Annotated in this window: 19 protein-coding genes, 1 tRNA gene and 1 pseudogene; 7 read left to right on the top strand and 14 right to left on the bottom strand. The window is 43.9% G+C overall.

The window, feature by feature from the left end; translation table 11 throughout:
• The 3 genes from VZ94_RS11465 to VZ94_RS11455 form a co-directional block, all read left to right on the top strand.
• On the top strand, positions 1-478 hold a 478-nt coding region (locus tag VZ94_RS11465), incomplete at its 5' end, for an efflux RND transporter permease subunit (RefSeq protein WP_131655542.1).
• Positions 478-1917, top strand: coding sequence for an efflux transporter outer membrane subunit (locus VZ94_RS11460; protein WP_045779334.1), 1440 nt, complete (start codon positions 478-480; stop codon positions 1915-1917). The genes VZ94_RS11465 and VZ94_RS11460, both read left to right, overlap by 1 nt.
• Before the next feature lie 218 nt (positions 1918-2135).
• The gene (locus VZ94_RS11455; RefSeq protein WP_239649866.1) at positions 2136-3344 is read left to right on the top strand and encodes a cytochrome-c peroxidase; all 1209 of its coding nucleotides are present in this window, start codon (positions 2136-2138) and stop codon (positions 3342-3344) included.
• Between the two features lie 209 nt (positions 3345-3553).
• Here the strand turns inward: VZ94_RS11455 and VZ94_RS11450 are convergent, their stop codons facing one another.
• On the bottom strand, positions 3554-4000 hold the full coding sequence (locus VZ94_RS11450) for a hypothetical protein (RefSeq protein WP_045779333.1): 447 nt from the start codon (positions 3998-4000) through the stop codon (positions 3554-3556).
• Between the two features lie 289 nt (positions 4001-4289).
• Here VZ94_RS11450 and guaB point away from each other — a divergent pair.
• Positions 4290-5757, top strand: a pseudogene (gene guaB / locus VZ94_RS11445) (IMP dehydrogenase).
• On the opposite strand, the gene VZ94_RS11440 reads toward guaB, so the two are convergent.
• From VZ94_RS11440 to VZ94_RS11425, 4 genes are all read right to left on the bottom strand, one after another.
• Entirely contained in the window at positions 5758-6495 is a 738-nt protein-coding gene (locus VZ94_RS11440; protein ID WP_052700468.1) for a sterol desaturase family protein, read from the bottom strand.
• A gap of 182 nt (positions 6496-6677) precedes the next feature.
• Complete coding sequence (locus VZ94_RS11435) at positions 6678-7337, bottom strand: hypothetical protein (protein WP_045779332.1); 660 nt, start codon at positions 7335-7337, stop codon at positions 6678-6680.
• Between the two features lie 351 nt (positions 7338-7688).
• Positions 7689-7961 carry a hypothetical protein gene (locus tag VZ94_RS11430; protein WP_045779331.1) on the bottom strand — a complete coding sequence of 91 codons (273 nt, stop codon included), beginning with the start codon at positions 7959-7961 and terminating at the stop codon, positions 7689-7691.
• A complete protein-coding gene (locus VZ94_RS11425) occupies positions 7936-8673 on the bottom strand; it encodes a VWD domain-containing protein (protein WP_045779330.1) in 738 nt (245 codons plus the stop codon). The genes VZ94_RS11430 and VZ94_RS11425 overlap by 26 nt, the downstream gene beginning before the upstream one ends.
• A 358-nt stretch (positions 8674-9031) precedes the next feature.
• Here VZ94_RS11425 and VZ94_RS11420 point away from each other — a divergent pair, with 358 nt between their 5' ends.
• Entirely contained in the window at positions 9032-9748 is a 717-nt protein-coding gene (locus VZ94_RS11420; RefSeq protein ID WP_045779329.1) for a response regulator, read from the top strand.
• Positions 9748-11064 (top strand): ATP-binding protein, encoded by a 1317-nt coding sequence (locus VZ94_RS22915; RefSeq protein WP_052700467.1) that lies wholly within the window; start codon positions 9748-9750, stop codon positions 11062-11064. The genes VZ94_RS11420 and VZ94_RS22915 overlap by 1 nt, the downstream gene beginning before the upstream one ends.
• Here VZ94_RS22915 and VZ94_RS11410 read toward each other — a convergent pair.
• Positions 11061-11600 (bottom strand): D-glycero-alpha-D-manno-heptose-1,7-bisphosphate 7-phosphatase, encoded by a 540-nt coding sequence (locus VZ94_RS11410; RefSeq protein WP_045779328.1) that lies wholly within the window; start codon positions 11598-11600, stop codon positions 11061-11063. The two genes, VZ94_RS22915 and VZ94_RS11410, sit on opposite strands and share 4 nt — an antisense overlap.
• A gap of 2 nt (positions 11601-11602) precedes the next feature.
• Complete coding sequence (locus VZ94_RS11405; protein ID WP_045779327.1) at positions 11603-12094, bottom strand: DUF2380 domain-containing protein; 492 nt, start codon at positions 12092-12094, stop codon at positions 11603-11605.
• A 270-nt stretch (positions 12095-12364) separates the two neighbouring features.
• Here VZ94_RS11405 and VZ94_RS11400 point away from each other — a divergent pair.
• Positions 12365-12452 (top strand) — tRNA-Ser (locus VZ94_RS11400).
• A gap of 231 nt (positions 12453-12683) precedes the next feature.
• Here VZ94_RS11400 and VZ94_RS25935 read toward each other — a convergent pair.
• The 7 genes from VZ94_RS25935 to VZ94_RS11370 all read right to left on the bottom strand — a co-directional run bounded on the left by VZ94_RS25935 (position 12684) and on the right by VZ94_RS11370 (position 18196).
• Entirely contained in the window at positions 12684-12821 is a 138-nt protein-coding gene (locus VZ94_RS25935; RefSeq protein WP_157844902.1) for a hypothetical protein, read from the bottom strand.
• Between the two features lie 44 nt (positions 12822-12865).
• Positions 12866-13600 (bottom strand): S-methyl-5'-thioinosine phosphorylase, encoded by a 735-nt coding sequence (locus VZ94_RS11395; RefSeq protein WP_045779326.1) that lies wholly within the window; start codon positions 13598-13600, stop codon positions 12866-12868.
• Between the two features lie 15 nt (positions 13601-13615).
• On the bottom strand, positions 13616-14152 hold the full coding sequence (locus VZ94_RS11390) for a hypoxanthine-guanine phosphoribosyltransferase (protein ID WP_045779325.1): 537 nt from the start codon (positions 14150-14152) through the stop codon (positions 13616-13618).
• Positions 14136-15164 (bottom strand): beta-N-acetylhexosaminidase, encoded by a 1029-nt coding sequence (nagZ, locus tag VZ94_RS11385; protein WP_045779324.1) that lies wholly within the window; start codon positions 15162-15164, stop codon positions 14136-14138. The genes VZ94_RS11390 and nagZ overlap by 17 nt, the downstream gene beginning before the upstream one ends.
• Positions 15165-15430: 266 nt before the next feature.
• Entirely contained in the window at positions 15431-16702 is a 1272-nt protein-coding gene (locus VZ94_RS11380) for a DUF4350 domain-containing protein (RefSeq protein WP_045779323.1), read from the bottom strand.
• Positions 16699-17817 (bottom strand): hypothetical protein, encoded by a 1119-nt coding sequence (locus VZ94_RS11375; protein ID WP_131655540.1) that lies wholly within the window; start codon positions 17815-17817, stop codon positions 16699-16701. The genes VZ94_RS11380 and VZ94_RS11375 overlap by 4 nt, the downstream gene beginning before the upstream one ends.
• Entirely contained in the window at positions 17738-18196 is a 459-nt protein-coding gene (locus tag VZ94_RS11370) for a hypothetical protein (RefSeq protein WP_045779321.1), read from the bottom strand. Before VZ94_RS11370 ends, VZ94_RS11375 begins: the two co-directional genes overlap by 80 nt.
• Positions 18197-18323: the final 127 nt, after the last annotated feature.

Raw genomic sequence — 18323 nt, 5'->3', positions numbered from 1 at the left:
CTCAATTAATGCCGTTATGCCGTTAATGCTGTTTAGTTTAGTGACGTTATTAATGGTGCAACTGCAAAGCCTTAAGCGCACCACCATGGTCTTAATGACGGCACCGCTAGGTATGATTGGCGTAACTGCATTTTTATTGTTGTTTCATGTGCCATTCGGCTTTGTTGCAACGTTAGGTGTTATTGCCTTAGCGGGGATGATTATGCGTAACTCGTTAATTTTAGTTGATCAAATTGACCAAGATATTGCGGCGGGCGCTAAGCCTTGGGATGCGATTATCGAAGCCGCTGTGCGCCGTTTACGGCCTATTTTATTAACGGCAGCGGCAGCTATTTTAGCCATGATACCGTTAACCAGCAGCGTGTTTTGGGGACCTATGGCGGTAGCCATTATGGGTGGGTTACTGTTCGCCACGCTATTAACCCCGATATTTATTTCAGCACTCTATGCCGTTTGGTTTGGCATACAGGAGGCATAATGGCACGTTTTCTCTTTGTCTGTTTAGGCTTGTTATTATCGGCTTGTACGGTTGGGCCAGATTATCAAGCCCCCAAACCTAAGCTACCTAATGCATGGTTAGAAGCAAAAACCGCAGCTAACCCATCAGAGCTAACCAGGTGGTGGTATGGCTTTAACGATGCGAAGCTTAATAAATTAGTGGCGCAAGCGTTACAAGGCAATCTCGACCTAAAAGCGGCGCAGATGCGGCTTAAAGCTGCTCGCGCCCAACGAGAACTCAGTCATGCGCAAAGTTGGCCGAGTATAAATGCCAGCACGGCTTACCAACGCCAACGCATAAGCCCCAATGCTTTATTAGGTGCGTTAGGCTCAATTCAAGACGGTCAGTCATCATCTGGCGATTTATTATCGAGCTTAGGCTCTATTGGTACGCCATTTGATTTATTTCAAGCGGGTTTTGATAGCTCGTGGGAGTTGGATTTATTCGGCGGTATTAAAAGACAACAACAGGCTGCGGATGCGAATGCGGAAGCCATCGTCGAAAACCAACATGCGATTCAAGTGACGCTGACCGCAGAAGTCGTCACAACGTATTTACGACTCACCGCCTTGCAAGCGCGTCTTAACATTGTTAACGAACGTCTGCAAAATCAGCAAGAGTTATATCGTTTCGCCAAAGCGAGCTTCGAGCAAGGACTCACAACTGCCTTAGATGTGCAGCAAACGCAAGCCGAATTAGACGCTATAGCCAGCACTCTGCCTACGCTTAACAGCGAGAGCAAAAATACTCGACACGCTTTAACGTTATTATTGGGGTTAACACCAGGTAGCTTAGACCAAGAACTCACAACGATACCGGGCACAGTGCCTACACCACCCACGATACAACCTGGTTTACCGTCGGAGTTACTCAGACGTAGACCCGATATTAAGCAGGCGGAGCGCTCACTCGCAGCCGCTTCAGCATCTATAGGTGCAGCCGTTGCCGAGCTATTTCCCAAACTCTCATTAACCGGCGTTGCGGGTTTTCAAAGCCAAGATTTAAGTAATTTCGCTAATTTATCCAGTGGCTTTTATGGCTTTGGACCACGCTTGTCATTACCGATTTTTCAAGCAGGCCGCTTGCTGGCTAATATCGATACACAAAATGCTCGTTATGAAGAAGCCTTGGTGACTTATAACAAAACGGTACTCACGGCCTTAACCGAAGTAGAAAATAGCTTAGCGTCATTACAAGGCAAGTACCAGCAACAACTATTGTTAGACAAAACTGAGCATTCAGCACGACAAGCTGCCGAAACGGCAAAAGCCTATTACCAAGAAGGTGAGACTGATTGGCAAAACGTGTTACGCAGTCGTAGTGCTTGGTATGACGCTCGCGAACAACGCTTACAAAGCCAATTAGCTTGGACCACTGAACATGTGGCGCTGGTTAAAGCGCTAGGGGGTGGTTGGTAAGACTCATATCACTAAACTCTGAGTGGGTATGTTAAGCCATGTAAAAACGACAAAAAGATTAACGTTTGACTTTGTTAAAAATTCAAACAATAATCATTATCATTAATAGGGTTTTAATTTACCAATATTTACATTTCGCGGAGAGTCTTATGCGTTTTAACTATTGCTTAGCTTTTATACTTAGTTGTCTATGTGCAACGGCCTCAGCAGAAAACAAGTTGAGTGACAAACAACAATTAGGCCGCTTGCTGTTTAAAGATAAGAATTTATCCGCAAACCGTAATCAAGCTTGTGAAACCTGTCATACTCTTAGCGCATTACCTAAAAATATTAGTAGCCAATCTGCACCGGCTTTTGTCGATAGATTAAACGTTAAAAACAGCACACCTGTTTCGCTAGGCTCAATACCTTTTGTCACAGGTAAGCTCAATACACCGTCAGTGGGTTACGCCGCGTTTAGTCCAATATTTCATTGGGATGATGTCGAAGGTTTATATGCGGGGGGCTTATTCTGGAATGGTCGCGCAACCGATTTAGTCGAACAAGCCAAAATGCCTTTTCTCAATCCTGTAGAAATGGCTATGCCCAGTCAATGGGCCGTTGTTAGCCGACTGAAAGAAAATGCACAGTATGTAAAATTATTTGCTGAGATATATCATATTGATTTGAATAAAATTCCGCATATCAAAAATGCATTATTCAGCCAGCCAACACCGGCTGAAGTGGCTACTGTTTACACTGACTTAGCATTAGCTATCGCAGAATTCGAGCGTAGTTCTGTGTTTAACAAATTTAATTCTAAATTCGATTTTGTCATGGCAGGGAAAACCCGCTTTACTAAGCTTGAAAAGCTTGGCATGACATTATTCAATGATGAAAACAAAGGTAACTGTGCGGCGTGTCATCCTAGTGAGGTCACTGTTGATGAGAGTGGCACTAAAATACCACCGCTGTTTACCGACTTTACTTACGACAATATCGGAGCGCCAAGAAACTTAACTATCCCAGGCAACCCAGAGCCTGACCAAGGATTAGGTGCAAGAAGCGATATTCGTAAAACCGACCCAGAGCGGGCAGAACTAGGTAAGCATAAAGTCATGTCGCTACGAAATATTGCTATTACACCTCCTTATGGCCACAACGGCGTATTTACCAGCCTAGAGCAAATCACACATTTTTATAATACCCGCGATGTATTAGGTACAGTAGACAATAACCAAAATCCAAATTTTGGTGTAACCGGCTGGCCTAAACCAGAAGTTGCTAAAAACGTGAATACCGATGAATTGGGCAATTTAGGCTTAACTGACGATGAAGAAAAAGCAATTGTTGCCTTCTTAAAAACCCTTACCGATGACTATCCCGAATGGGGTAATGACCCTTTAGTCCCCCCTGGTACGCCATCGCCGTTTTCAGTCACGCCTTAATCGTCAGCTAGGTATAGTAACTTTTGGGCTACACACTTTAGTAGGGACGGGGTATTTAGGATACAGGTGTTGGCAGCAGGGATGCTGCCACCAAGCCTACAGGGATGTATTCACGGCGTCCTGCATCCTGCAATACCCTGTCCCGCCTTACGTTGGTAGCCACTTTTGCAAGAGATTGCGCTTTTGCTTCGCGCAAAAGCGCAGATTGTTCAATGGCTTGGACGGGAAAAATCCGGCTCGTGCGGTGGGACTTTTTCTTGTAGGCAATGATACGCAGCATTTTCGTATTTAATCCGTAACGACTGCGGGTTTTCATGCTCAACTAAAAATTTTTCTGCTTCTTGTGGGGTTAAATCTTTCATCATAAACATCGCGATACAAGTACACGACTTGGTTAGGCGAGGTTTGTCGTTATCGGGATTGGTTGAATTTTTTAATTCCCGTGCGACGCATTGATCGGCAAATTGTTGCTCGAACGTTTGTTTTTCGCTTTCGGTCACTTTAGGCTCTTTAGAATGATCGAAAGGATTGTTAGGTTTAGGGGCGCTTACCGTTGGTGTGGTATTGGTTTTTTCTTTTTCATCAGAACAACCGCTAAGCGTTAAGCTTAATATCGCCGCTATGGCAGCGGCATAGCATAGTGTTTTCTTCATCATAGTTCGTGATTATATTAATTATAGTGCTAAGTAGGGGTTAACTTAGTCAGTAACTCAGTACTGTTAAGCTAAGTGGTTTTGTGTTTATGCTCTAACGCATTGACGGAGATAGCTTAAGGTACGCATTGCGTACCCTACCTTAAAACCGAATGTAACCGTTCAGCGTGACACGTTAGAGTAGTTTAACTCAATACCACGGTCTTGCGTATAACCGTCATTTTAATCTGCTAAACTACGAGAATCTAAGTATAATGACCAGTTATTTTTAATGTACGCAAGGTATTGAACTATGCAAATTATTCAAGAAGCACTGACCTTTGATGATGTTTTATTAGTGCCACGACACTCAACTGTGTTACCTCGCGAAGTCGATATCAGAACACAACTTACTCGAAGCATAGCGTTAAATATTCCTCTTATGTCAGCAGCTATGGATACCGTTACTGAAGCCAGGCTGGCTATTGCGATTGCGCAAGAGGGTGGCATAGGGATTATTCATAAAAACATGACCGTAGAACAGCAAGCGCGCGAAGTTAAGCATGTGAAAAAATATGAGACCGGCGTGATAAAAGACCCTATTACGGTAGCACCTAATGTCAGTATTCGTGATGTGATTAAGCTTACTCGTGCAAAAAATATCTCAGGCGTACCGGTAGTTGATGGCGATGAATTAGTGGGTATTGTTACCAGCCGGGATTTACGCTTTGAAACGCATTATGACGAGCCTGTTTCTAAAATCATGACGCCAAAAGAGCGCTTAGTAACGGTTAATGAAAACGCTGACCCGAAAGAAGCCGTCGCATTATTGCATAAGCATAGAATTGAAAAAAGTCTTAGTCGTCAATAACGACTTTCATTTGCGCGGCTTGATAACCGTTAAAGACATACAAAAAGCCAAAGATTACCCGCAAGCGTGTAAGGATGAGCAAGAGCGCTTACGCGTAGGTGCAGCCGTTGGTACAGGTGCGGGTACGGAAGAGCGTGTTGCAGCGTTAGTCGCGGCTGGAGTTGACGTCATTGTGGTTGATACTGCGCACGGTCATTCGCAAGGTGTGTTAGATAGAATTCAATGGGTTAAAAAACATTACCCTGAAGTGCAAGTTATCGGTGGTAACATCGCCACGGCAGAAGCGGCATTGGCTTTAGCGAAAGCTGGTGCTGACGGTGTTAAAGTCGGTATTGGGCCAGGTTCGATTTGCACGACGCGTATTATTGCTGGCGTAGGCGTACCACAGATTACTGCTGTGAGTAACGTAGCGGAAGCGTTGAAAGGCACAGGAATCCCGGTCATTGCGGATGGCGGTATTCGTTATTCGGGCGATGTTGCCAAAGCGTTAGCGGCTGGTGCCCATGCGATTATGTTAGGTGGTTTATTTGCCGGTACTGAAGAAGCGCCCGGCGAAATTGAATTATTCCAAGGACGTTCGTATAAATCGTATCGCGGCATGGGTTCATTAGGTGCTATGGCGCAGCAACAAGGTTCCAGTGATCGTTACTTTCAAGAAGAAGCGGATTCGGTTGAAAAATTAGTGCCAGAAGGCATAGAAGGCCGAGTGCCATATAAAGGCAGTTTGCTCGCCGTGATTCATCAATTATTAGGCGGTATACGCGCCAGCATGGGTTATACCGGTAGTCATAACATTGCCACCCTGCATGAAAGAGCGCAATTTGTCAGGGTGACAAATGCCGGTATCCGTGAAAGTCATGTGCATGATGTGACGATTACTAAAGAAGCGCCTAATTATCGGGCAGATTAATTACTCAGGTTTGCCAAACACGATTTTGACGCGTTTGGCAAAATCGTGCTCATTACGCATAGCGACCCATAATCTATACCACTCGTGTAATGCGATAATCGCTGGATGGTAAGATTTAAGTACAGGCATAACACCATAATTTGCAATGGGTTGTTGTTCGGCTTGGTAAGTTGCAAAACAGTGGTCGAACAACATAATGACACCGCCGAAGTTTTTATTTAAATACTGTTTATCAGCGGCATGATGCACGCGATGGTTTGAGGGTGAATTAAATACTAGGTCAAACCAGCCTAATCGTCCCACAAGCTCGGTGTGCAAGCCATATTGATAAAGTAAGTTAATCGCAATAACTAATAACGCATCTTCTGGCGCGAAACCTATCAGGAATAAGGGTAGAAAAAAGACAAAACTCCCGGTAATCAGCCCTGTCCAACCCAAGCGCATGGCACTGAATAAATATAAATGATTGCTTGAATGATGTACGGCATGAGTCGCCCAAAACCAGCGGCATTCATGGCTAACACGATGAAACCAGTAATACAAAAATTCCTCAGCTAAAAACAATGTCGGCCAATACCATACGGCTGATGTCGTTAAAGTCCATAATCTATGCTCAAAGGCTAGACTTACAAACCATGTCGCTACACCGAGTGTGGCAAATCTAAGCATTCTTCCAATTAACGCAACCGCTAACGAGGCTAAAACTTTCGCGCCAATCGTAAGCGATTTTTTGCACATGCATAACATATAACGCTTCGGCAATGGCAGCGATTACAGCAAAAATGGGCGTGAATTCCATGACAGCTAGTGTGCTAGATAAAACTCAAACTAAGTATGTTTCATCTTAGTTTGAGTTTAAAGAGGGTTTGGTTAAGTCATTGATTTAAAACTCACCCGATTTTTTGGTTACAGCATAAATTTTACTTACCGTAAAACTTAGTGACGGCATCGCCTTTTATCAGCGTCGCGCTAGCGGTTGATGTGCTAGAAAATACCAGTTTTAATACCGAGTAATCTAACATGGATAAACCCGCGTATGAGATATTACCTTTGCTATCGGTAGCGGCCGGTGTACCTAAGAAAATGTTGTAAGTAATCGCGTCAGTTTCTTCGTTGATGGAAAAATAAGGCACGATAGTGGTGACGGTGCCTTTAAGCTTAAGCGTGGCATAAAACAAATAATCTTCAACGCTATCATGTTTCCAAACGCCATCATAACTACCGCCACTATAAGCAAAAAACAAGCTGGCGCTAAAGTTTTCTGCCGCCGCATCACTAGGCGTGATACTACCGGTCATCGTATCGCCAGTAACCGTGGCATCTAAAGTCGCCGAGCTGTCGCGTGTGGCTAGCGCTAAATGGTCACCGATTAACGTGCCGGTAAACACATAACGTAAGGTTTTGTCTTCAGCAACATCTAAAGCAACGACAGTGCCTTTAGTTGATTTAGCTATAAACAACATATCGCCGTTATCGGCTAGCCAGCCGCCGTTAAGCGATTCTGCTTGTGCCGTGGTTAATGGTGCGGTTAATAAAAAGAATAAAAACAATAAGCTAGTTTGTAAAAGTTGACGTAACATGGGAGTTCTCCAAAATATCATAAAAATGAGTCGCTATCGCGAAGTTTTAAGTTAAGCCGGTTCTCGCACCGGCGGGCGAGTTACTTTCTTTTGCGTCGCCAAAAAGAAAGTAACCAAAGAAAAGGCGCCCCGGATGCCGCTTCTTCCCGCGCGCCTTGGTTTTACTGGAAGGTCGGCAGAGCGGACGTCCTGCCCGCCTGCCGACGCACGGCATCCATGCCGTGCCCCTATCGGGCTAATTCCAGTAAAACCTACGGTGCTCGGCGCGGCAAAACGGGATTAGCGTTCCGAGCGACTTGCAACTAAAAATCCAGATTAACAACACGCCTATAAAAACAATAAGCTCGCTCGTTATTCCAAAATGTTCAAACGAAGTGAAGAAGGTTGATTACGATGGGCAGAGGCCGAAAATTTACTACCCCCAAAGCCCATGTCGAATAAGCAATTGTTTAAATCAAAGCGTTCCGGCAATTCGGCTTCTAATGCTTCGCATTTAGTCTGTGCTTTATCCATGCGTTTAGTGCTTAAATCAGCTAGGCGATAAATTTTGGCGCTGTAGTCAGGTAAAGTAGGTAATTCTTCCGTGGCAAATAAGTTGTCATTGGTTAAAACGCCAGCTCTCAATAAAGTCTACGAAATCAGCGCGTGTTACATGACCTAGTCCGGTATCGGAGCTGTCATCGGTGACAGGTAATGCCGCACCATTACCATCCAATAAACCTAGGCTAAATGGCTGACCTAATAAGCCAACAGTATCGGTTTCGCTAGGCACGGTGACATTAATATCTACATAGAATTTGTTGACATTAACAACAGTAGCAATATCGGATTGAGTATTAGCGATTAAATACGACTTGTCTTTACGTTGTATATAGCCCACATCGCCAATAGCAACTTTGCCATTATTTTTAACTTTAAGCGGTGCCCCGTCTAAGAAGACTAATGTACTGTCTTCGCTACGGTGAATTTCTAAGCTATGTTCTGACCAATTAAACTGTATCGCTTTAGGTATGGTATAAGCGCTGACCGTATTCGCCTTGTCAAAGATAAATCGGCCATTAATCGAAAACCCGGTACCGTCTTGCAACGCGACTAAGGCATAGTCACCTGGAAAATTATGGTCATACGCAATGCCATTAAATGTTGTGATATGGGGGTCAGAAACAATTGAGCCGGAGCGGCATTTAGTAAACGCTTGATAAGGGCTTTCTCCGTTAAGAAACCAAGAGGCTTCGGCATAAGATACACATGGCGCAGCATTCTCTACGGCATAAACCGTGTTAACAAAACCTGCTAAAGCTAAGCCAGAAAGTAATAAAGTATTTTTAATGTTCATGGTCGTCATTCCTCAATGTTAATAGTTTGATGCCTAGATGCGTCTGCTTAAGCTACTAACCGTAGCCTTGGCAACTTTACAACATAGGCATATTAGGTACACGTTTAAATATAGAAAACATTGACCCATTCGGCATTGCTTTCATGGCGTATAGTATCCAGCTAAGTTATGGCAGAAAAATGAGCGGAATAAACCATTTAATGGCGAGATATGACAAAACCCTAACGTTGACATAATTTGTCATAATCGCGCGAAGATTCGCCTTGTAATTTTGCTAAGCTGATGTTAATAAATCACTTTCTTTGAGTGATTTAGTTACTTGTATACTTGTTCATTTCATAAAAAAGCTTTAAAAACTATGTCTGAAAAAATACTAATCGTCGATGACGATCCAGAAATACGCACCTTATTAACGCGTTATTTAACAGGTGAGGGCTTAACGGTACGTGCCGTCGAAAACGGTGTCGCGATGCGCCGCTTGCTTGAACGCGAAGCGTTTGATGTGCTGATTCTCGATATTATGTTGCCTGGTGAAGATGGCTTAAGCTTATGCGCAAGGCTTAGAGCGGATGGTTTTTTTCTGCCCATATTGATGTTGACGGCTAAAGGTCAAGACATCGATAGGATTATCGGCATAGAGTTAGGCGCGGATGATTATGTTGCTAAACCGTTTAATCCCCGCGAGCTATATGCGCGCATAAAAAGCCTATTACGTCGGCAAGCCTATGCAAAAATTCCAGGGACGCCGGAATTAACCGAAGAAATGACTTTAGTTGGCAGTTATAAACTTGATAGTCGGCAACGTGCTTTGTTAAAAGACGATCTAACCGTTGCATTAACCACAGGTGAATTTGCTTTATTAACCGCCTTGGTTAGCCATCCTATGAAAGCGCAATCGCGTGAACGCTTGTTAGAACAATCGCGTAGCCGTGACAACGACGTATCGGATCGCAGCATAGACGTGCAAATTCGCCGCTTACGCAAAATCATCGAAGATAATCCGGCTGATCCTAAATACATACAAACGGTATGGGGGTTTGGTTATGTATTCGTGCCAACCGGTGAAAAACGGTGATGACATTGCCACGCTCGTTATTAGCGCGAAGTGCCGTGTTAATCGCAAGTTTAATTATTGTTTCACAGTTAATCACGGGGATAGCGTTTATCTACTGGGTGCAATTGCCGCGTTTACAGGTGATTTCAGCGCTAGCAAAAAGCCATTTGCATAGTGTACGTGTATCGTTAAGGTTATTAGCAGAAGAAAAACGCGCAGCTTATTTACAAGCAGCAGGCCATGATTTCGGCATGAGCATCTTGTCCGAAAAACCGAAACTCGATACTAACGATGTTAAGCCACCTTTAGTTGTTGATAAATTTATTCAGTTATACCGAAATAATTTATTGCCAGGTGAATCAATAACCTACCAAGCACAGCCAGAGCCTTATATTTATGTGCAAATAAGCGAGGCAAATACGCCGTATTGGATACGTTATGAAGTCAAACCGTTTAGTACCGATTTTGATAAGCATTGGCTAGGCATCATTATTTTATTGATTTTTTTGGCTGTGCTAGGCGGACTGGTTATTCATCGCGCGTTAAACAAACCGCTACAACGCTTAGCGGATGTGGTTAGCCGTATTGGTAAAGGCCAGCGCGTCAGCTATATTCCAGAACAAGGGCCAGATGAAATTATCGCGTTTATTCGCGCATTAAACCGTATGAATACAGACTTAAAGCAATTAGAAGCCGACCGTAATTTAATGTTAGCCGGTATTTCTCATGACTTACGCACACCGATTACCCGTATACAACTTGCATTAGAAATGTTAGGCGGTGATTTTGATACGGATATGAAAAACCGCATATTAGCCAATTTAGCTGAGATAGAGGGTGGACTACGACAATGCTTAGATTTTGCGCGTGATGCCGGCGATGAGCCGACACAAAGCGCCGATCTCAACGAACTGGCGCATTTATGCGCGGCCAGCTATAAAGCCAATGGTTTTGAGATAGCGTTGGACTTATGCGAAGAAGCAGAAACGGTTATTCGTCCGTTTGCGATGGAACGTTTAGTCAGAAACCTATTAGATAATGCGATTAAATACGCTGGGGTAGGTATTGCCTTAGCGACGCGTATCGACGGCGATACCTTATATTTAAGTGTGTTAGATAGAGGTAAAGGTATAAAAAACGAAGACTTAGAAGTGTTGCGCCGCCCGTTTACCCGTGCTAATGCAGCTCGCGGCGGGACTTCTGGCTATGGCTTAGGCTTGGCTATCGTCGATAAAATTATAGAAGCCCATAAAGCTCATATTGAATATTTGCCGCGCGAAGGTGGTGGCTTAGAAGTTCGTATCAAATTGCCTAGACTAACTGAGGCTTACGATTAATTAGGTAGGGCAGCGCTTGTGCTAGATGCTCGATAACCACGTTTTGCTTGCGTCGATAAAGGCGGTTGGCGTTTTGGGCGCAATAATAAATTATACCCTATGCCCGCATTAATACCGGCTTCTATATCGGATTCTTTATCACCAATTAATAACGACGCCGCTAAATCGACGTTAAACTCGTGTTGCGCCGCTAAAATCATGCCGGGATTAGGTTTGCGCATTGGGGAATCAATACGGTATTGACCTATACCGTATTCGGGATGATGGGGACAAAAATAAACCTTATCAATATTGGCATTATGAGCAGTAAAAACTTGGCACATCCACGCAGTGAGTTGGTTAAATTCTTGCTCACTATAAAAGCCTCGACCAATACCGGCTTGATTAGTAACGACAAAAATCAAATAGCCTTGCGTTTTAGCAGTCCTGCATAACTCAAAAATGCCGTCAACAAATTGGAAATCTTCTTGTTTATAAACATAGGCGTGATCGATATTAATCACGCCATCACGGTCTAGGAATAAGGCAGGTTGCATAGTCAATAAGAATTTAACGAGTGATGAATTTTTTTAGCGAGGGAATTAATGCCATGTTCAGCGACTTTTTCATGGTTACCTTTCATCTCAATTTTATAATCAGCAGCTAACTGACCGGTTTTAACATTGATTAAATGCACCATTAAATAAGAAAATAAATAACTCGGCTTAGCGTGTTGCGTGACTAAAACCCAATCCACTTGATGAGCTTGACCTAACTGAGTAGCAGCATCGTTATGGTCATACAAATAACTGGGGCTGTGATTAGCTTGGTTTTGCTCTTGTTGAGTAATTGAAATAAGCTCGTAGCGAGCCAGTTTATTTAATGCGTTGACTAACAATGGCTTAAAGCTGGCAGTGCGTGCATATTCCTGCTCGGTATAAGGCAGCGAGGTTAAATCGCGTAATTCAAAATCCAATACCGCTATGCGAGCTTCTGCGGCTGCGTTAGCTGTGACTAGAGCAAATACTAATAGCGTAATAAATCTTATCATGGTGTTCTCCTGGTTAAAAAAGTAAGGCTAACAATGTGATTTATACCATAGCTCTTCATTCTTCGCTGCTTAGTTCAGCCTTAATAGGTCGGGAGATTTGCCTCGCGCTGACTTAGTCTTATAACGAGTCAGCATAGAGAATGCCAATACTTAATGATATTCCCCGCAGATTCTAGGCTAAAGTAAGCCTGCTATCAGTCGATTTAAGAAAATAAGTGATTGCAAGTCATAGAAAAGTCGATTATTCTAACTGGCTTTGTTAAATCCTATGGAGAGATGGCCGAGCGGTCGAAGGCGCACGCCTGGAAAGTGTGTATACGGCAACGTATCAAGGGTTCGAATCCCTTTCTCTCCGCCATTTTGGTGATTGTTTCTTAAAGCAATTGCTAGTCAAAAATTTAATAATAATAATGGGGTCAGAGTAATTTTAATTTGCTTGGTACAATGCTACTATCAAAAAGAAAACCGATGATTAGAATAGGGGATAGTCTTCGAACAGTCATATTCGGTTTTTCATGTAGCGAGCAACGTACCTTACCGAAACATCGTGAAAAAAACGCGACTACTCACTTTAGCAGGGACAGGGTATTCACAGTGCAGGTGTTGGCATCATGGATGCTGCCGCCAAGCCTACAGGAACGTATTCACGGCGTCCTGCACTGTGAATACCCTGTCCCGCCTTACGTTGGTAGCCAAAAACGCAAATATGACCGTGAGAAATATTCATCTGCGCTTAAAGCCCATTTAAAACATGGGCTAACCGCATTTTAGCTAGGCTATACACATTTTTAATACTTTAGCGGCATTCGCCATGCCGACATGTAAATTCTGCTCAATCTCGCTCATGGTAATCTCACCATCACTTTTACCGGCAGCCCAGTTAGCGACGACCGCTAAAGCGGCATAACGCATATTCAATTCTTTAGCTAAGGCCGCTTCAGGCATACCGGTCATGCCGACTAAATCGCAACCGTCTTGTTCCATCCGTTTGATTTCAGCAATGCTTTCTAATCTTGGTCCTTGGGTACAACCATAAGTACCTGACGGTGAAGCTGCGATACCGGCTCTAGTGGCAGCATCGATTAAAGCATCTCTCAATTCAGGGTTATAAGGGTAGGTAAAATCAATATGGGTAACTGGGTGTGATGTGTCAGAAAAAAACGTATGCTCGCGATCATAGCTATAGTCAATAATTTGGTCGGGTATTGCAAGATGGGCAGGCGCCATTGCTGGCGTAATGCCTCCGACCGCAGCAACTGCAATAATTGTTTCGACGCCTAGCTGTTTTAAGCCCCAAATGTTAGCCCGGTAATTAATTTTATGTGGTGGTATCGTGTGCGGATTACCGTGTCTGGCTAAAAATACCACTTCGCGCGCACCTAATTCACCAATAATATAATCCGCTGAAGGTTTGCCATAAGGAGTGTCTATGGCTTTGCGGGTGGTAGCGGTTAGCTCGGCTAGTTGTCCTAACCCTGTGCCGCCGATAATTGCTAATGTTGTCATGCTTGTTAACCTCGTTTATGAACACGCATAAATGCCGTTGGCATTGCGTAAATAGCTTTTGTAATCCATACCATAACCAAATAAGTAGCGGTTTTCCGTCACAATACCAATAAAGTCAGCCGATGTAGGTTTAGGTTCGGGTAAGAGTTTTTCAATTAAAACCGCGCTATAAACCTCACAAGCGCCTTGCTCTCGGCAGTAGGCTTGTACTGCAGCTAACGTAACCCCTTCATCTAATACGTCATCTAAAATTAACACAGTGCGGTTAAGCAAAGGGGTTTTAGGGGTTAACAGCCATTCGATTTGACCGCCTGACGTTTGATTACGATAACGCGTTGCTTGTATTGAATCTAAATTCAATGGCATCGTTAATCGGGTTAATAATTGACCGGCAAACACAATGCCGCCGTTGATTACACATAACAACAAGGGATTTTTATCTGCTAATGCCTGGTTAATTTGCTCGGCGAGCTTGGTGATTGCCGCTTCAACTTCTTGTTGGCTATGTAATAGGTTAGCTTGTGTTTGTACGGTTTTAATTTCTGTTAGCATAACTTTCCGAGAATTGTTGAAGCTGGTTGGAAATACGTTGCCAATCTTCCGATTGGTGTAGCTGTTCCCACGTCAGCATAGGTTTGCCTTTCATGGTTTGTAAGCGTCTTATGCTGTCAGGCTGCGGCATAATAGGTAGGGTGCTGATGACTTGTTTAGCGGCTTCTTGGTTATTACAGACTAATACCATATCGCAACCCGCTTCTAGCGCTAAGCGTGCGCGCTCAGGATAATCACCCGCAAACGCAGCCCCTTCCATGCTTAAATCATCGCTGAAAATCACACCGTCGAACTTTAATGCTTGACGTAGTATCGTGTCTAACCAAAACGATGAAAAGCCTGCGGGCTGTGAATCAATATTAGGGTATAACACATGAGCAGGCATAATGGCAGCTAGCCCTTTAGTTATCAGCTCTTGGAATGGCATTAAGTCTTTAACACTCATTTCCGCTAAACTTCGCTCGTCAACCGGTAAGGTTAAATGCGAATCAAGCGCGACCGCACCATGCCCAGGAAAATGCTTACCCGTTGCCGCCATGCCAGCAAAATGCATTCCTTTCATAAACGCGCTCGCTAACTCGGATACGGTCTCGGCGTCTTGGGCAAAAGCACGATTGCCTATAATTTCACTAACCCCGCAATCCACATCGAGTACAGGGGCAAAACTGAAATCCACACCTACAGCTAATAACTCCATAGCCATTAACATGCCCGCAGGCTCAGCTAATTCAGGCCTTAATGCATAAGCCGCTGCGGGTGGCAAGCGGGTAAAACCGTTTTGAAAACGTTGTACACGACCACCTTCTTGATCGACGGCAATTAATAATTCACCCTTGCGCGCTGAGCGTACGTCATGAATCAATTCTGTTACTTGTTCAGGATTAGCAAAGTTACGCGCAAATAAAATCACTGCACCCGTATTTGGATGTGCGATGAGTTCGCGCTCTTCTAGTGTGAGTGTTAGCCCGGCAATATCCAACATCACCGGCCCTATTGGGAGTGGATTCATCATAAATCGAAAGATTAGGCTAGAGTGAGAGTTAAAAGCAACATCATATCAGGAAATTACCGGCTTAGCTTAGGCTATCATCATCACAACTCAGGGCTACCCGCTTAAGCCGGGACAGGGCACACGATCGCAGGACGCCGTATATACGTCCCTGTAGGCTTGGCGGCAGCATCCCTGCTGCCGACACCTGCGTTCGTATGCCCTGTCCCAGCTTGGTATTGTCCCGCCTTAAGTTGGTAGTCCAACTCAGTATTCATCGAGACGTTAAGCTAAAAAAAGCAATCGCTTTGGCTAAATGTATTAATGAGATTTTTTTGCCCTGCTAAAACTTGGTGGATAACATGCAATTCTTTATTTTCGCCTCGTTGGATTTGACTAAGCCAGTCCAGTGCAAGTGCTTCCGTGGCAAAATGTCGGCGTTTAGCAATAGTGCTTAATAAGTGGCTGATTAACGCCTTGCTTAATTGCTGCGCATCGACGCGGCGCGCAAAAAAACCTGCCATAACATCGACTACACTTAGCGCGGTTAAACGTGCGTTTTTTTCACGTACTGGCGCTAAGCGATTGCTATAACCTAGCGCATAACTCAGCCATAACAGTAAAATGCAGGTGAGCGTTTGATAGAGGCGAGGGTCAGAGAAAAATTGTTCAGATGAATACAGGTCATGCAAACCAAAAGGATAATCATCGAAAATAACCGTACCCGATTCATTGCGAAGATGGCTAAGCAATGAGCTAAACCATAACGCGTTATCGCTACTGGCTAAGCGTGTGTTATTGAATAAATCTGCGGCTAATAAAATAACAATCCGACTGTTGTTGTGTGCAATAAGCCAAGCAGCGGGTTGGTCGTCGTCAAAACGCAGCAAAGTAACGACAGGAATAGGGCCATCGGTACGAGAAAAATCAGGTTTTTTGGCCAGTAAACCGGGTGCGGCAAGTGTCGTTAGCGTCTTGACTTTGTACGGCGAAAATAGGGTAGTGTCAGGTGTTAAGGTCTTAAGCACGGGGATTTGTGCGTGTATGTTTTCCTGCAAGCGGTTAACCGACGCGCTTAAGCTATCATCCTGGCTTGACGAGTCTTCACCCGTTAACTCCTCGGTATCAAGCGTTAATCCATAACGCTTAAAAAAAAAGTGCTTGAGTTGCTCTAACCCCCCGTCTTGTTGTTCGTCCCACTCAGGTTGTTGAAAAGCAGATACCAACATAATGGCCGTGTTGCCTTGCTCTAGCCAAAGCTTTAATGCCAGCCATTCATGGTGTTGAATCTTTTCTAAACTAGGCATGGATAATAACAAAACATGCCCGTTTTCTGCCAACTGCGCTTGTCGTAATAAGCTTGGTAGCGGTTTACGCCAACTTAACACTGGAACCTGCTCACGTTGTAGCCAGGCCTTTAATCCTTTTAACCCGTGATTGCCGCTATCTTCGCTAGTTGGTAGCGAGATGGGTTTTTCAGTATGAGTTCTTGGGGCGAACAATAACAACACCACAAGCAAAGCCGCTAACACCGATACCAGTGTAACTAACCTATCTTTCATGACCCTGCACGCGTCAAGTGAGAGTAATACTGTTTAAATGTTTCAAGTTCAGCCAGTGAAACCAACTGCTTACCGTATAAAATCGGCTCGCTCACATCGAGTAAATCCTTAAAATGGCGGCTAAGCGTAGGCTGCGTTAGCAACCTCAGCAATTCTCTATGGGTTAAGGCATTATTATTAGGTAAATGGTATTGCCTAATCAGCGCTTGCCGGTATTGCATTAACAAGCAGTAAATGTGTTGTTTAGGCGTTAAGGTGTTTATATCAGCCGTAATCAGTTCGGTAGCATAAATACTAGGCAGCGTAATACGACTTGGCCGAGTAACCACTCGTTTATGCCACCATCCTGCTTGTCGACTTAACCAGCCAATGGTAATGACCACTGCTAATACCAGTAACACAATGAGGCCATTAACTATTAGCGTCTTCATCTCAGCTGAAGGCGTAAGCGCTTGCCAAAGCCATTTTAGCCATTGATAGTGTGCTTCATAGTGCTCAGGGTTTAGGCTTTTCAACCACGCTAACAAAGCCTTAAGCGCATCCCAGGGCTTGTCAGCATCAGAATTTATAGTCGTGACGCTGGCTAATAATTCAGCTAGACCTTCGCTATTTAACGGATTAGACCGTGTAACGGTTAGCTCCATTAATGATGCGTGACTTTGCTGCTGAGTGGCAACGCTCTGAGCGGCTAATAAAACGCTCAATAGCACTAGCGGCTGCCAGCAGTTAATGCTCATTAACCCGCCAAGCGCTGAGCTAAATCGGCACCGGTTTTGCGCAACGTTTAAATCATGGTATTGCACATAGCCTAACCCTAAAAAATACGGCGCGATAAGCGCTGAAAGTAGGTTAGCAATAATACTGACCAACCAATCAAGTTCGTTTAAACCCAAATATTGGAATAACAGCACGGCAGAAAGAATAGCCGCATACAAAATAATAAATACTAGACCTGGCGCCATAAAAACCGTTAAGGTTCGCCACCAATGCCCCCATACTAACGAGTGACTGGTTTTTAAGGCGGCAAATCCCGATTTATTTTCGACGACAATGACGTTTAAATATAAAGACATCGATAAGCCGATAATCATGCCCGGTATAAACAGTAAAATCATGCCGAACATGACGGCTAAGCCATAAAGAATACCCGTCCAAAGCACAGGGAAAAACTTTTTTTAAGCCGAATAACAGGGAATCCATCATGCTATCGTCGCGCTCGTGAATGAAATTATCGACACGATACACCATTGCGGCATACAAAATGAAAAAGAAAACAGCCATTACTAAAAGCATTAAACCTAACAATAATAGTAACAACCCTTTTTCAACATCACTGCCATGTTGCAAACTTTGAGAGATAAAGCCAATGGCGATATAAAATAACGTCAACAAACCGCAATAAGGTAAAAACAGTTTAAAGCTCGCGCTATAAAGTTTTAAACTAATATCAAGCACTTTGCCAATACTGACTGGCTGTTCCGCTAACATACGCATGGGCATTCTCCGATAAGCGTTATAGAATAACTCGTTGAACAAACTGTTGATAAAGCATAGACGGTTTTGTCAGCATTAACAGCGCGGTTGATGAAAAAAAACGCAAAACACCTCAACACAAAAGGTA

Source organism: Methylocucumis oryzae, from assembly GCF_000963695.1.
In the GTDB taxonomy this organism is placed as follows: Bacteria; Pseudomonadota; Gammaproteobacteria; order Methylococcales; family Methylomonadaceae; genus Methylovulum; species Methylovulum oryzae.
This window is presented reverse-complemented; position numbering and strand designations above follow the sequence as displayed.